Source organism: Sphingomonas psychrolutea, assembly GCF_014636175.1.
Classification (GTDB): Bacteria; Pseudomonadota; Alphaproteobacteria; order Sphingomonadales; family Sphingomonadaceae; genus Sphingomonas; species Sphingomonas psychrolutea.
Genome location: NZ_BMDW01000020.1, coordinates 1 through 15,042, shown reverse-complemented (window position 1 = coordinate 15,042; position 15,042 = coordinate 1). Strand labels below are relative to the sequence as shown.

Here is a 15,042-nt window from a genome sequence, read left to right as displayed (position 1 = left end):
CGTGAACGGGGAGACGCGCGTCGCTTTCGTCCGAACCGCGCGCGACGGGTCGGCCGAGCCGATTGCGCGCAGCGTCCCGCTCGAACGGCCGCTCGCGCTTGAGTTCAACGGCTTGGGCTATGCCGTGATGATGGCGACGCCATGCGACTTGCGAGATTTCGCGGTCGGTTTCGCGCTGAGCGAGCGGCTGGTGTCGCACCGCGACGAGATCGTCGATGTGGAGTGCCACACGACCGAGCGAGGCGAGATCGTGCGGGTGACGCTGTCCGCAGACCGCGCGCCCGCTTTGTTCGAGCGCGTGCGGCACCGTACCTCGGATTCGTCCTGCGGCTTGTGCGGGATCGAAAATCTCGGACAGGCGCTGCGGCCTTTGCCGGCGGTGCCCGCGCAGCCGCCGATCGCCGCCGACGCGATCTTTCGCGCGCTGGCCGAACTGCGCGACCATCAGCCGCTCAATCGCAGCACCGGGGCCGTTCACGCCGCTGCGCGCTGTTCGCAGGACGGGCAGATTCTCGCCGTGCGCGAAGATGTCGGACGGCACAACGCCTTCGACAAATTGATCGGCGCGACGGCCCGCGCGGGCGTGGCGTGGGACGGCGGCTTCGCCTTGCTGTCGTCGCGCTGCAGCTATGAGCTGGTCGAGAAAGCCGCGTTGGCGGGGTGCGCGACGCTGGTGACGATCTCGGCGGCGACCGACCTGGCCATCGCCCGCGCGAAAGCGTGCGGGTTGACGCTGGTGGTACTGGCGCGGCCCGATGCGATCCTGACGGTTACGGCGTGATCCTCGGCGCGATCCTGGCGGGCGGGCAATCGCGCCGCTTCGGCAGCGACAAGGCGTTTGCCGATCTGGGCGGTCAGCCGATGATCGTGCGCGTGGCCGACGCGCTTGGACCCTTTGTGGATGGACTCGTCGTGTGCGGCCATCGCGCACCGCCGCCGGGGATGAAAAGCGTCGCGGATGTGCCGCGTACTGAGCTCGGGCCGCTCGGCGGACTCGCCGGAGCGCTGCACTATGCGCAACGGCACCACTATGCCGGGGTGCTCTCGGTCGGTTGCGACACGCCGATCCTCGATCCCGATCTGCTATCCCGCTTGGGCAAGTCTGAACGCGCGACGTTCGTGACCGACGCGCCGATCATCGGTTATTGGCCTGCTGACCTGTTCGACGCGCTGATCGCGCACCTCGCAACCGACCCGCGCCGGTCGATGCGCGGCTGGATCGCGGCGATCGGAGCCGTCCCGATCGCCCTCCCGCGGCCCATTCCGAACGTCAACACACCGGCTGATCTTGAACGCCTTTTGCTGGCACCAAGCTAAGCGCTCACTTCCCCGCCGGCACCAGCGGCAGCCACACCGCGCTTGCGCTCGCGCCGCCGCGTTCGATCGTAACGGTCGCCTTCTGGTAATCGGCCTTCTTCGCCAGGAAGATGTTGGGCACGAATGTCTGCGGGTTGCGATCGTAAAGCGGGAACAGGCTCGACTGGACCTGCACCATCACCCGGTGGCCGGGCTGGAAGACGTGGTTCACCGTCGGCAAGCGGAAACGATAGCGCTGCGTCTTGCCGGAGGGGATCGCGCTGGGTTTATCGAAGCTGTCGCGGTAACGGCCCCGGAAGATGTCGAGACTGATCGCGAGCTGATAGCCGCCCATCTTGGCATCGCCCGCGACTTCGTCGGGATAGACGTCGATCAGCTTGACCACGAAATCGCCGTCGCTGCCGGTCGTCTTGGCGTAGATGTCGGCGATCGGCGCGCCCGCGAGGCGCATCGGCGCGGTCAGTACATCGGTGACATAGGTTTCCACATCGGGGCGGCCATCGGCGTGGCGCTGGTCGCTGACCAGCCAATCGGGCCAGCGTCCGTCGCCGAAATTCACCGGGCGCGGCAAATGCGGGACGGGCTTGGCGGGATTGGAGACATAGGAGTCGCCCCCGACCGCGCCTTTGTCGAAGCCCAGACCGCCATCGGCCTGCAGATACAGCGGCTTGAGCGGCGCGGCGCAGCCCTGCTCACACGCGAGCGGCCAGTTGGCGAAGCGGTCCCATTTATTCTCGCCGGTATTGTAGATCGTGGCGGCGGGGAGATTGGCGGCGGGGCCATCCTTCAGATATTGATCGAACAGCGGCAGGACCATCTTTTCGCGGAACTGCGCGGCGGTATCGCCGTCCCACTTCAGCGGCCCGAGCTCGCGCCCGTCGCGATTGACCTGGCTGTGCCGCCACGGCCCCATCACGAGGAAGTTGTTGCCGATCTTGCCCTTGGCCTTGAGCGCTTCCCACGATGTGATCGCGCCGTACATATCCTCCTGATCCCACAGCCCCTGTTCCCATAGCGTCGGCACGTTGGAGGGGTTGGCGGCGAGCATCTTGTCGAGCGCCTGGCCTTGCCAGAAGCCGTCGTAAGCGGGGTGCGCGACCATTTTCTGCCATGCGGGGAGCTGATCGAAGCCCGATTTCTTGGCCCATTCGTTCGCACCGCCGAGCCGGCGAAACTCCTCATAATTGTCGTAGATGCCGGTGGCGGGTTCGCTGCCCTCGCCTTTGTAGCCGGTCTGCGATCCGACCCAGCCGATGTTGGCAAGCCGGAACGCGCCGTAATGGAACCAGTCGTCGCCCATCCACCCGTCGATCATCGGGCTTTCGGGCACCGCGACCTTCAGCGCGGGATGCGGCGCGAGCAGCGCCATCACCACGGTGAAACCTTCGTAGGACGACCCGATCATCCCGACGCGGCCGTTCGATTCGGGCAGATTGGCCTTGTTCACCAGCCAGTCGATCGTGTCGTAGGCGTCGGTGACATGATCGGTCGTGGTTGCGTTCAGCGGCCCGCGGACCGGGCGCGTGACGATGTAATCGCCCTCCGACCCGTATTTGCCGCGAATGTCCTGATAGACGCGGATATAGCCGCCCTTGACGAAGATTTCGTCGGCCAGCGGCAGCGTCGACAGGATCGACGGGCTGTCCATCCGCTTGGCGCGCGCCTTCGCGTTGTAGGGCGTCCGCGTCAGCACGATCGGCGCGTTGGTAAGCCCCTTGGGAAAGACGATGACGGTGTAGAGCTTGGTCCCGTCGCGCATCGGGATCATCACTTCGCGCTTCACATAATCGCGCGCTTCGATCGGCGTGGCGAAGCTCTTCGGGATGTCGCTCGGGGGAAACGACGTCTGCTGCGCGGCGATCGGCGCGGCGAGCAGCGCCATGGAGGCGGCGAGCAGGAACGGATGTTTCATCGGGCAGGCTCCGGGGCTGGATCGGTCTGCGTCGACCATAAGGCAGAACGGCACGCGATCAACGACTTGTCGGTTGATCCCCTGACGCTAAAGTGGCGGCCATGCTGAAACACATGATCCCGCTCGCTTTGCTCGCCGTCGCGACACCCGCTCTCGCGCAGGGCGTCGATACCGCCGCAATCACCAAGACCGTGCAGGACATATCATCCGACGCCTTCCATGGCCGCGCGCCGGGCGGGCCCGGTGAAGCCGTGACGATCGACTATCTCACCAAGCGCTTCGCGGCGCTCGGCCTGCAGCCGGGTGGGCCGGACGGGACATGGACGCAGACGGTGCCGCTGCTCCACACCAAACTTGGGGAGCCCGAAAAATTCGGCGTTTCGGTCAAGGGCGCGTGGCAGGCATGGACGCGCGGCGCGCAAGCCTATGCCTGGTCGTTGCAACCCAGCGACAAGGCCGTGATCGCGAACGCGCCGCTGGTCTTCGTCGGCTATGGCGTCAGCGCGCCCGAGCGCGGCTGGGACGATTTCAAGGGCGTCGACCTGCACGGCAAGGTCGCGGTCATCCTGGTCAACGATCCCGATTTCGAAGCGGTGCAAGGCGATTCCGCCTTTGGCAAATTCGGCGGCCGGACGATGACCTATTATGGCCGCTGGACCTATAAGTTCGAAGAAATGGCGCGGCGCGGCGCGATTGGCGCGCTGATCATCCACGATACGCCGGGTGCTGGCTATGGCTGGAACGTCGTGGTTTCCGGGCAGGGCGAAGCCTATGACATCGTGCGCCCGGCCGGGCAGATCACCAGCCTGCGCTTGCAAGGCTGGCTGAACGGCGATGCCGCGACCGCTTTGTTCATGGGCGCGGGGCTCGATCTTGCCACGCTGCGCACTGCCGCGCGGCAAAGCGGCTTCAAGCCGGTGGTGCTGCAGGGCGCAACCTTCTCCGCCGCGATCCCGGTCAGCCATGAAGTGGTCGAGAGCCACAATGTGCTTGCCAAAATCCCCGGCACCGGCGCCCCCGGTGAGACGGTGATGTTCGGCGCGCATTGGGATGCGTACGGGGTCGGCCCGGCCGATAAGGACGGCAAGACGATCCGCCCCGGTGCCAATGACGATGGCCTGGGCGTCGCCGCGCTGCTCGACATCGCGCGCCTTCTGAAGGCCGAACCCGCCCCCCGGCGCACGATTGCTTTCGCGGTATGGACTGCCGAGGAGCGCGGGCTGCTCGGGTCGGAATATTATGCGACGCACCCGGTCTATCCGCTCGAGACGACGGCGGCCAACCTGACGATCGACATTCTGCAAACCGCCGGGCGCGCGAAGGACGTGATCCTCGTTGGCGTCGGGCAAGACAGTCTGCAGGACGATATGGCGCGGATCGCCGCGACGCAGGGGCGGCGGGTGACGCCCGAGGGCCTGCCCGAGCGCGGGCTGTTCTACCGCGCCGACCATTTCAGCCTGGCCAAGCGTGGCGTGCCCGTTTTGCTGCAAATGGGAATCGCCGGGGCCTCCGATCTGGAGACAGGCGGCGTGGCGGCCGGGCAAGCGTGGATCGATGCTTATACCGGCAAATGCTACCACCAGACGTGCGATGCCTGGTCGCCCGACTGGAATTTGGCGGGCGCCAAGCAGGATATCGACGTGATGCTGACGATCGGCCGCGAGGTGGCGAATTCCGCGGCGTGGCCGAGCTGGAAACCGACCTCGGAATTCAAGGCGATCCGCGACAAAAGCGCGGCGTTGCGCCGTTAAGCGGTGCGGCGGATCGTCAGTGTTTGACGATCAGCGCGGTTCCCCGAAACGGCTCGGGCTGGCAGCCGAGCACGGGATCGTAGCGTACGCTGCGGCTGGCGATCAGCGGGACCGATGCCGTAACGACCTTGGTCGCGGGGTTTTCCGAAAGCCGGATCGGCTCCATGCCGGGTTCGAAATCCTTGTGGCAATCGCCCAGCGACCGTCCATCGACATAACGGCACCCGCACGCCACCCGCGCGGCATAGCCCACGCCGAGTTCCAGTTGCGCACGGTGCGCGGCCACCCAAACGAAGCCCGCGCCGCCCGCTACGAGCGCAGCGCCGATCATCGCGGTGAAGAGGGTGTGCCTTGCATTCATCACCGCCAAGCCTAGGCTTGGTGCATGCAAAAGAACAGCCATTGGATGATGCTCGCCGCCATGCTTGTTGCGGGCAGCGCACCCGCTGCCACCACCCCTGCGCCGCTGGATTCGCTCTTCTCCGCTGGCGTGGGCGAGACGCGGGCTGCGCTGATGATCCGCGACGGGCGGGTGGTCGCGAAAGTGTACGAACCCGGCTATTCGGATGCGAACCGCTTCGTCAGTTGGTCGATGGCCAAGACGGTCACTGCGCTGCTCGTCGGCGCACTCGTCGCCGATCGAAAGCTGTCGCTCGACGCGCCCGCGCCCGTCGCGGAATGGCACGGCGCGAATGATCCGCGCCGTGCGATCACGCTCAGGATGCTGCTCAACATGTCATCGGGTTTGCGGCATACCGAAGTCGGCGATCCGGTCGAGGCATCGGACACCAATCAGGTCCTGTTCGTCAGCGGTACGCAGGCAATGGCGCAGCGTGCGATCGGCGTTCCGCTCGAGGCGCAACCGGGCAAGACGTTCGAATATAGCTCGCTGACCACACTCATCCTGAGTGAGATCATCACCCGGACGCTGACCGCGAGCGCTGACCCCAAGGAGCGCGCGCGGAGCTATCGCGCCTTCGCCCAGCGTCGCTTGTTCGGTCCGGCCGGCATCACGAGCGCGATGCTGGATTTCGACGGGATCGGGACGCAGATCGGCGGGTCGCTGATCTATATGACGCTCGATGATTATGGACGTTTGGGGCACGTGCTGCTCGACGGTCGGGGTCGCGACGGGCAACGCATCGTCGATCCCGACTGGCTTGCCTTCATGAAGACGCCGTCCCCCACCAATCGCGAATATGGCGGTCAGCTATGGCTCAATCGTGCGGGCGGGGCCGATCGGGTGCCAGCGCTGTTTCCCGGGCACGGGCCCGATACGCTCGTATCGTGCCTCGGTCATCTCGGGCAATTCGTCATCGCCTCGCCCGATCAGCGGATGGTGCTGGTGCGGCTGGGCAAGACGCAGGACGATACGCCGGCGTTTGCGGCGCTGCGGGCAACGCTTGCCCGGATCGTCGATCGCGTGCCGGTTGATCGATCGGTGCGGTCCGGTCCCGCGACCGTCCCACGATGACCGTAACCCGCTTGCATCGGACGGCATTGCCTCGCACTGTTCGGTCATCAATTTCCAGAAGAGATGCGGTGCATATGAGGATCATTAAGGTTGCTGTCGGTGCGGTTGCCATCGCCGTCTCCAGCGTCGCGGTCGGCCAGGCGATCACCGCGCCGAGCCATCTCGCCAAGGCGGTCGCGGCACCTTCACGCACGCCCGCCAACGTTGCGCGCGATCCTGCGCGCCACCCGGCGCAGACGCTGGCCTTTTTCGGGGTGAAGCCGACCGATACCGTCGTCGAACTCATCCCCGGTGGCGGGTGGTACACCGAAATTCTGGCGCCCTATCTGAACGCGCGCGGCAGTTATTATGCGGCGGGCGGCTGGGCCAAGGGGCTCGACGGAATCAAGCGGCTCCAGGCGGCCAAGCCTGCGGTGTACGGCAAGGTCAAACTTGCCGCCTTTCCGGCGGCGGCCGGCGAACCCGTCGTGCCGGCGGGCAGCGCCGATGTGGTCCTGACCTTCCGCAATATCCACAATCTGCGCTTTGCCGGGGTCGACCGGACCCAGGCCGCCTTTGCCGAAATGTACCGCATGCTTAAGCCCGGTGGGACGCTGGGCATCGTCGAGCACCGCTTGCCCGAGGCACGCGATGCCGCCGCCGAGGAAAAGAGCGGCTATATGAAGGTGTCGAGCGTGGTGGCCTTCGCCAAGCGGGCCGGTTTCCAAGTCGCGGCCATGTCGGAAATCAACGCGAATCCCAAAGACAAAGCGGATTATGCCGAGGGTGTGTGGACCTTGCCCCCAACCTATCAATTGGGCGATGTCGACCGCGCCAAATATGCCGCGATCGGGGAAAGTGACCGCATGACGATCCGGTTCATCAAGCCGAAGCGCTGAACCGACGTCTCATACTGCGCGCGCTGCCAACTGCCCTCTGCGGCGTGCGTAGTTTCCGATGCTCCCGCGCGCCAACGTTCGCGGGCATGGGATAGACACGCCCGCGGTGACAGGAATTCCCATGCCCGAACCGATTGCTTCCGCCTTGCCAGCGGACGCTCCGCTCCCGCCGGAAACGCTGTCGCCCGAGATGCTGCGGCGGATGCACGGCTATTGGCGCGCGGCGAATTATCTGTCGGTCGGGCAAATCTATCTGCGGTCCAATCCGTTGCTCGATCGCCCCCTCACGCTTGCCGACGTGAAGACCCGTTTGCTCGGGCATTGGGGCACGACACCGGGGCTGAACTTGCTCTACGTCCACCTCAACCGGCTGATCGTGCAGCATGATCTCAACATGATCGCGGTGATCGGGCCGGGGCATGGCGGACCGGGGTTGGTCGCCAATACCTATCTCGAAGGCTCCTATACCGAGCGCTATCCCGCGATCGAACGCAGCACGGGCGGGATGGACCGGCTGTTCCGGCAATTCTCCTGGCCGGGCGGCATCCCCAGCCATGTCGCGCCCGAGACGCCGGGGTCGATCCATGAGGGTGGCGAACTCGGCTATGCGCTGGCCCATGCTTACGGTGCGGTATTCGACAATCCCGACTTGATCGTCGCGTGCGTGGTCGGTGATGGCGAGGCCGAGACCGGCGCGCTCGCCACGAGCTGGCACAGCAACAAGTTCCTCAACCCCGCGCGCGATGGCGCGGTGTTGCCGATCCTGCATCTCAACGGCTTCAAGATCGCCAATCCGACCGTGCTCGCGCGGATCGGGCGCGAAGAGTTGACGGACCTGCTGCGCGGTTACGGCCATGAGCCGCATTTCGTGGTCGGCGACGATCCGGCGGTGGTGCACCAAGCGCTCGCCGCGACGATGGACCGTGTGCTGACGGAAATACAGGCGATCCAGGCCGAGGCGCGGGGTGGCGCGAGCGATCCGGCGCGGCGCCGCTGGCCGATGATCGTACTGCAGACGCCCAAGGGTTGGACCGGTCCGAAGATCGTCGATGGCAAGCCCGTCGAGGGCACGTGGCGCGCGCATCAAGTGCCGATCGCCGATTTCACGGACCCCGAGCATCTCGTCCAGCTCGAGGCGTGGCTCAAAAGCTATGATGCGCACGAACTGTTCGACGAGACCGGCAAATTCCGCGAGGAGTATGCGTCGCTCAGCCCCACCGGCCACCGGCGCATGGGCGCCAATCCGCACGCCAATGGCGGCGAGCTGCTCAAGCCACTCGTCCTGCCCGATTTCCGCGACCATGCTATCGCCGTGCCCGTCCCCGGCGCGGTGAAGGCGGCGGCGACCGCGACGCTTGGTCATTACTTGCGCGACGTGATGGCGCTCAACCTGGCCACCGCCAATTTCCGCCTGTTCGGCCCCGACGAGACCGCCTCGAACCGCTTGCAGGCGGTGTATGAGGTGACCGGCAAGGCGTGGATGGCAGAAACCGAGGCGGTCGACGAGCATCTCGACCGCGACGGTCGCGTGATGGAGGTGCTGAGCGAGCATCTCTGCCAGGGCTGGCTCGAGGGCTATTTGCTGACCGGGCGGCACGGGCTGTTCAGTTGCTACGAAGCGTTCGTCCACATCGTCGATTCGATGGTCAATCAGCATGCGAAGTGGCTCAAGGTGACGCGCGGCATCCCGTGGCGGCGGCCGATTGCGTCGCTCAATTACCTGCTCACATCGCATGTCTGGCGGCAGGACCATAATGGCCTGTCGCATCAGGATCCGGGGTTTCTCGACCACGTCGCCAACAAGAAGGCCGAGATCGCGCGCATTTATCTGCCGGCCGATGCGAACTGCCTGTTGTCGGTGGCGGATCACTGCCTGCGCAGCCGCGGCTATGTGAACGTCATCGTCGCGGGCAAGCAGCCCGAGTGGCAGTGGCTCGGCGTGGACGATGCGGTGCGGCATTGCACGACCGGGGCAGGGATTTGGGAATTCGCCAGCGATGCGGGCGAGCCAGATGTGGTAATGGCGTGCGCGGGCGATGTGCCGACGCTGGAGACGATGGCGGCGGTGACGCTGCTGCGCGAACAGGTGCCCGATATCCGCATCCGGGTGGTGAACGTCGTCGATTTGATGGTGCTGCAACCGCAGAGCGAGCATCCGCACGGCCTCGACGACCGCGCGTTCGGCGCGCTGTTCACCGCCGACAAGCCCGTGGTGTTCGCGTTCCACGGCTATCCGACCTTGGTCCACCGGCTGACCTATCGGCGGCCCAACCACGATAATTTCCATGTGCGCGGCTATAAGGAGGAGGGGACGACGACCACGCCGTTCGACATGGTCGTGCTCAACGATCTCGATCGCTATCGCCTCGCGCTCGATGCGATCGAGCGCATCCCGCGCCTGGCGCACATGGTCCCCAATGCCCGCGCGGTCTATTGGACCGCGATCGAGCGCCACAAGCTCTACATCGCCGAACATGGTGAGGATTTGCCCGAGGTGCGCGATTGGCAATGGGCGCGGTGATGCGCGTGCTGGCGCTCAACGGCGGGTCGTCGTCGGTGAAGTTCGGCGTGTATGACGTAGGCGAAGCGGTGGTCGAGGTCTCGGCGGGCGAGGTCGAACATGCCGGGATTGACGCCGACCTGTTCGACCGCATTGGCGACGTTCACCCCGATGCGATCGGCCACCGCATCGTGCACGGCGGCATCGATCTGTTCGCGCCGGTACTGATCGACCCAGCGATCCTTGTCCGCCTGGAGCATGCGAGCGCCTTTGCGCCGCTCCATGGGCCGGCGGCGCTGGCGATGATCGCGGCCGCGCAGGCGCGCTATCCCGACGTGCCGCATGTGGCGTGTTTCGATACCGGCTTTCACGCCGATATGCCCGATGTGGCGGCGGTCCTGCCGCTACCCGCTTCGATGCGCGCGGAAGGGATCCACCGCTACGGCTTTCACGGACTGTCGTGCGAGTCGATTCTGGCGCAGCTCGGCGATGCGGTGCCCGATCGGTTGATCATCGCGCATCTCGGCAATGGTGCGAGCGTGACAGCGGTGCGCGGCGGGCGTTCGGTTGATACGAGCATGGGGCTGACCCCGTCGGGCGGGGTGGTGATGGGCACGCGCACCGGCGATATCGATCCCGGCGTGCTGCTCTATCTGCTGCGCGAGCGCGGCATGGACGCGGTCGCGCTCGAGGCGCTGATCGACCGGCAATCCGGGCTGCTCGGCCTGTCGGGGCGCTCGGCGGATCTGCGGGCGCTGCATGCCGCCGGCGATGCCGCTGCTGATCTGGCGATCCGCATCTTCTGTCGCTCCGTTGCCAAGGCAATTGCGGGGATGCTGGCGACGCTGGGGGGCGCCGATCTGATCGTCTTTACTGGCGGCATTGGCGAGCATGACGCGGTCGTGCGCGCCGCGATCTGTGCCGATCTGAGTTTCGCGGGTCCCATCGTCTCGCGGACCATGCCTTCGCAGGAGGGCCAGCAGATCGCGCAGCACGTCGCCGCCCTTACATCGGGCGCGGACGCGCTCCAGGCGGCAAGCCATCGGCCATCAGCTTGCGGCTGACCAGCAGCAAGGTCGGGTCGCCCGGATAGGGTTCGACCGTGAAGCCCATGTCGCGTTCCAGTTCGATTGCGGCGTGATTCTCGCGCGATTCGATCGCCTCGAGCACACGCACACCCTTGGTCTCGGCAAAGCGCGCGACATGCGCCAGCAATTCCCAGCCGATGCCGTGGCGCTTGTAATCCTTCGACAGCGCGATCGCGACCTCGCCATGCTCGAACGTCGCATCGCAGGCGAGCATCGCGGTCGCGATCATCGTCGATCCATCGCCGGTGAAGGCGAGGAAATTCTCCGACCAGCGATGATCGACATGCGTCAGCGCGACGATCTGGTCGTGCCCGACCTCGGACAGGCCGGTCAGGAAGCGGAAGCGCAGGTCCTCGCGCGTGACGTGGGTGAAGAACTCGGCAACCGTTCCCTCATCCTCGGGTCGGGCCGGACGGACATGAAACGCGAACCCGGTGCGGGTGGTGAGATGATGGCTCGGTGCGTGCATGATCGTCGAAATACCAAGCGATGACGGCACGCGGGAGGACCGGAATCTACCTAGCCGCGCCGATGCCAGGACCCCGGATATCGTTATCCCTTGCCCCCGGCCCCCGGCATCGTTCATGCGCTCCGGATGACGTTTCAGGTCGACATGGGGCTCGACGGCGCGGGCCAGTCCGTGCCGATCGATCTGGCGGAATTGCTCGCGACGCGGTTGCTCGTCCAGGGCAATTCGGGCTCGGGAAAATCGCATCTTCTCAGGCGCTTGCTCGAACGCAGCGCGGGGCAAGTGCAGCAGATCATCATCGATCCCGAGGGCGATTTCGTGACTTTGGGCGACGCCTATGGCCATATCGCGATTTCGGCAATGGAGTATTCGATCGCCGAAGTTGCAAAATTCGGTGCCAGAATCCGCGAACATCGCACCTCGGTCGTGCTCGATTTGGAGGGCCTCGAAATGGAGGGGCAGATGCGCTGCGCCGCCGCGTTTCTGTCGGCGCTGTTCGATGCCCCGCGCGAACATTGGTATCCCGCGCTCGTCGTGGTCGACGAAGCGCAAATCTTCGCGCCATCGATGGGCGCGGAAGTGACCGAGGAGGTGCGGCGCGCGTCGCTGGGCGCGATGACCAACCTGATGTGCCGCGGGCGCAAGCGTGGTCTGGCCGGGATCATCGCAACGCAGCGGCTTGCCAAGCTCGCCAAGAACGTCGCCGCCGAAGCCTCCAATTTCCTGATGGGTCGGACCTTCCTCGACATCGACATGGCGCGTGCGGCCGATCTGCTCGGGATGGAGCGGCGCCAGGCCGAACAAATCCGCGATCTGGCGCGCGGCACCTTCCTCGCGCTCGGGCCGGCCGTGTCGCGGCGACCGGTGGCGATCCGGATCGGGCCGGTCGAAACGGGATCGCGCGGCGGCGGGCCGACGCTGACCCCGCTGCCGCAGCAGGAAGCGGGCGAAATGCGGCAATTTCTGTTCGCCGAAATGGAGGAGCCGGTGCGCCCCGCGCCACCGCCGCCGCCGCGCCCGCCGCTGGCCGAGCACCTGCTCGACCGGATCGAAACGGTGGCCGCGCCCGATCGCGCAGCCCCCGAGCCACGCTATGACGCCGCGCAGCTGGCGCAGGTGATCGGCGACGTGCTCCACGCGATCGTCGCCGATCCCGATGCCGCGGCGCGCCCGGCAGCGGTGCTGTATCAGGACTTTCAGGTGCGCTGCCGGATGGTCGGGGTGCATCCCGCGCCGCTCGATCCGTCGGGCTTCTCGCGGCGGCTGGCGGCGGCGCGCGCGGGGATTTTCGATGGGCTCGACACCGATTGGGCCGAGGTGATCGCAGCGGCGCAGGATCTGCCCGACGAAATGCTCGGCTGCTTCCTGCTGGTCGCCCGCGCCGCGCGCGAAGCGGAGCCGTGCCCGAGCGATGCAGAACTCGCGCGGACCTATGGCACGTCGTCGATCGGCCGGGCGCGGCGTGTGCTCGGCTATATCGAGGGGCGTGGGCTGCTGGTCACGCGAATCGACTTGGCGGGCAAGCGCTCGGTCACCGTCCCGGCGCTGGGGTGGACCACGGCATCGGCCGAAATCGGGTGACGTGAACAAAAGGTCACGATTGCGGCATCGCGTGTCTGTTGCAGCGCGGCACGGCGCGCCCTAGGCAAGCCGGCGATGAGCGCCGATTCGTATAGTTCCGCATCGGACCGGCCGCGCTGGCGCGGGATCGTGCTTGCGCTGATCGTCGAAGGCCTGATTTTGCTGCTGTTGACGACGCTGGGCAGCGGGATGTTCACGAAAGTCGTGAAGCAGCCGCGGCTGAGCACCTTCGATGTCCGCCCGGTCGGCCCGCCGATCGCCAAGGAAGCGCAGAAGGCCAAGGTCGCGAGCAAGCGCAACCCGGTCAAGACCGCGTCGGCGGCACCGCCGCCGCCCGTCGCGCCGCCGATAGCGCCGGTCAAGGCACCGCCGACCAAGCTGATCCAGCTCAGCCCGCAGGACTTTGCCGCGTCCGACATCGGCAAGATCCCGTCGGCGCAGGGTGAGGGCGACGGCGAGGGAACCGGCCGCGACAGCGTCGCCGCGTACGGGCCGGGGCAGGGGCCGGGCGGCGGCGCGCTGTACAATGCCGAATGGTATCGCGAGCCGCGCGATGCCGAGCTGGCCCCGTATCTGAAGGATTATGCCAAGGGGACGGGCTGGGCGCTGATCGCGTGCAAGACCGCGCCCGATTTCCGCGTCGAGAATTGCCGCTCGATCGAGGAATCGCCGCCGGGTGGTGGCCTGTCGCGCGCGCTGCGGCTGGCGGCGTGGCAATTCCGCGTGCGCCCGCCGCGGATCGGGGGGAAGCCGATGATCGGGGCGTGGGTGAAGATCCGGTTTGATTTGACGGTGGGGTTTACGAAGTAGGTTGTAGAGCGGTGACCCGGACGTTTGCCTCCTCCTCTTCAGGGGAGGCCGACCAGCAGCTATTCGTGGGGAAAGCGGACAGGCAGAAAGCGCCCACTTTCAGAGGTTCACGTGTCCGTCCGCCGAAACCTGAAAGCTGCCACCACGCTGCTTAGCGGACAGGGCCGCGCTCATATTCGAAATGATCTCCAAGTGTGCGGAAGGTAGCCGGTCAACCTTGCTTCATCAGCTTCCGCGAATTTGATAGACGTTATGGCTCGCTATCCGGGATCGTGACGCCGCTGAAAGCGTTTGGTCGAAAGCGTGTTACAGCAGGACATCATAAAGCCGAAACTTCGTAGGCTGCTCGGCTTAGTTGGAGCAGTGTCTTTGCCGAAGGCTGCTTACCTTGCACTCCGGCGCGGCAACCTTTCGATCATTCCCTATCGACGCACCGCGATGCGGGCGAGCGGTTCGCAGTTCGACGGGCCTGGACGTGTCCACATCGGGGCGAACTTGCCAAACAGCCCCAGCGTCGCCGGCCATTTCATCCTGCACGACAACGCGATGTGTCGGCTTGAAGGGAACTTCAGCATCCTGTCCGGTTGCCGGATCGACGTGTATCGGGGTGCGGCGTTGACGTTGGGTAGCGGGTACATCAACGTTGGCGGGAGGCTGCAATGCTATTCCGCCATCACGATCGGCGACGGCACGTTCATCGGCGAGAATTTTCGCGCGATGGATTGGGACCAGCATAGCATCGACGGGCGCGACAGTGCGCCGCAGCCGATCCACATCGGTGCGAGCGTTTGGATCGGCGCGGGTGTCACCGTGCTCAAGGGCGTGACGATCGGGGATGGTGCGGTGATCGGCGCGGGGTCGATCGTAACGCGGGACATCGGCGCGCATCGCTTGGCGGTGGGAATACCCGCGCGCGAAGTCAGCGATGTGTCGTGGAGGTAGACGTCAATTGCGGGCCAAGCGCAATCGATCCGGGACGGATATTCATCTCATTAACGCACGCCGAGCAACGTCTGGTTTCAAACGATTTGGTGCAAAAGCAGACTGGGCCCTTTCCACCACTTATCGCCGTTTAGGTGCCCGCCGCATCACGCTCTCGCCCAAAAGCGGAACGGCGGCTATCGGGCGCGAAAGCGGTCGGTCGGCTCGCGCCCAATGCACGAAGCCGCTGCGCGGCAGTGGAGTTTGCGGTGAGGTAGCGCGCGTGCGCTGAGGTTTGGTCCCGCGGAGGCGGTGGCGGACGATGGAGTTCCTTCAACGAG

General features: G+C 65.8%; 13 protein-coding genes. 10 read left to right on the top strand and 3 right to left on the bottom strand.

Annotated elements, in window-relative coordinates; translation table 11 throughout:
- The first annotated feature begins 1 nt into the window (after position 1).
- Together fdhD and mobA are read left to right on the top strand one after the other, a co-directional pair.
- Entirely contained in the window at positions 2-781 is a 780-nt protein-coding gene (gene fdhD / locus IEV62_RS14275; protein ID WP_188448652.1) for a formate dehydrogenase accessory sulfurtransferase FdhD, read from the top strand.
- Positions 778-1,317 carry a molybdenum cofactor guanylyltransferase gene (mobA, locus tag IEV62_RS14270; RefSeq protein ID WP_188448650.1) on the top strand — a complete coding sequence of 180 codons (540 nt, stop codon included), beginning with the start codon at positions 778-780 and terminating at the stop codon, positions 1,315-1,317. Before fdhD ends, mobA begins: the two co-directional genes overlap by 4 nt.
- A gap of 4 nt (positions 1,318-1,321) precedes the next feature.
- Here mobA and IEV62_RS14265 read toward each other — a convergent pair whose 3' ends face one another.
- Positions 1,322-3,229 (bottom strand): CocE/NonD family hydrolase, encoded by a 1,908-nt coding sequence (locus IEV62_RS14265; protein WP_188448648.1) that lies wholly within the window; start codon positions 3,227-3,229, stop codon positions 1,322-1,324.
- Positions 3,230-3,330: 101 nt separating this feature from the next.
- Between IEV62_RS14265 and IEV62_RS14260 the strand changes: the two genes are divergently transcribed.
- On the top strand, positions 3,331-4,980 hold the full coding sequence (locus tag IEV62_RS14260; protein WP_188448646.1) for a M20/M25/M40 family metallo-hydrolase: 1,650 nt from the start codon (positions 3,331-3,333) through the stop codon (positions 4,978-4,980).
- Positions 4,981-4,996: 16 nt separating this feature from the next.
- Here the strand turns inward: IEV62_RS14260 and IEV62_RS14255 are convergent, their stop codons facing one another.
- Positions 4,997-5,341, bottom strand: coding sequence for a hypothetical protein (locus IEV62_RS14255; protein WP_188448644.1), 345 nt, complete (start codon positions 5,339-5,341; stop codon positions 4,997-4,999).
- A gap of 24 nt (positions 5,342-5,365) precedes the next feature.
- Between IEV62_RS14255 and IEV62_RS14250 the strand changes: the two genes are divergently transcribed.
- The 4 genes from IEV62_RS14250 (at position 5,366) to IEV62_RS14235 (ending at position 10,896) form a co-directional block, all read left to right on the top strand.
- The gene (locus IEV62_RS14250) at positions 5,366-6,454 is read left to right on the top strand and encodes a serine hydrolase domain-containing protein (RefSeq protein ID WP_188448642.1); all 1,089 of its coding nucleotides are present in this window, start codon (positions 5,366-5,368) and stop codon (positions 6,452-6,454) included.
- A 74-nt stretch (positions 6,455-6,528) separates the two neighbouring features.
- Positions 6,529-7,332 carry a class I SAM-dependent methyltransferase gene (locus tag IEV62_RS14245; RefSeq protein ID WP_188448640.1) on the top strand — a complete coding sequence of 268 codons (804 nt, stop codon included), beginning with the start codon at positions 6,529-6,531 and terminating at the stop codon, positions 7,330-7,332.
- A gap of 121 nt (positions 7,333-7,453) precedes the next feature.
- The gene (locus tag IEV62_RS14240) at positions 7,454-9,853 is read left to right on the top strand and encodes a phosphoketolase family protein (RefSeq protein ID WP_188448638.1); all 2,400 of its coding nucleotides are present in this window, start codon (positions 7,454-7,456) and stop codon (positions 9,851-9,853) included.
- Positions 9,853-10,896, top strand: a complete 1,044-nt coding sequence (locus tag IEV62_RS14235; RefSeq protein WP_188448636.1) for an acetate/propionate family kinase — start codon at positions 9,853-9,855, stop codon at positions 10,894-10,896. The genes IEV62_RS14240 and IEV62_RS14235 overlap by 1 nt, the downstream gene beginning before the upstream one ends.
- Here the strand turns inward: IEV62_RS14235 and IEV62_RS14230 are convergent.
- Positions 10,838-11,389, bottom strand: coding sequence for a GNAT family N-acetyltransferase (locus IEV62_RS14230; RefSeq protein ID WP_188448634.1), 552 nt, complete (start codon positions 11,387-11,389; stop codon positions 10,838-10,840). The genes IEV62_RS14235 and IEV62_RS14230 overlap by 59 nt on opposite strands.
- Positions 11,390-11,515: 126 nt before the next feature.
- Between IEV62_RS14230 and IEV62_RS14225 the strand changes: the two genes are divergently transcribed.
- The 3 genes from IEV62_RS14225 (at position 11,516) to IEV62_RS18395 (ending at position 14,722) form a co-directional block, all read left to right on the top strand.
- Positions 11,516-12,970, top strand: coding sequence for a helicase HerA domain-containing protein (locus IEV62_RS14225; RefSeq protein ID WP_188448738.1), 1,455 nt, complete (start codon positions 11,516-11,518; stop codon positions 12,968-12,970).
- Positions 12,971-13,045: 75 nt separating this feature from the next.
- The gene (locus IEV62_RS14220) at positions 13,046-13,780 is read left to right on the top strand and encodes a hypothetical protein (protein WP_188448633.1); all 735 of its coding nucleotides are present in this window, start codon (positions 13,046-13,048) and stop codon (positions 13,778-13,780) included.
- 495 nt (positions 13,781-14,275) lie between these two features.
- Entirely contained in the window at positions 14,276-14,722 is a 447-nt protein-coding gene (locus IEV62_RS18395; RefSeq protein WP_308511142.1) for an acyltransferase, read from the top strand.
- Positions 14,723-15,042 lie beyond the last annotated feature (320 nt).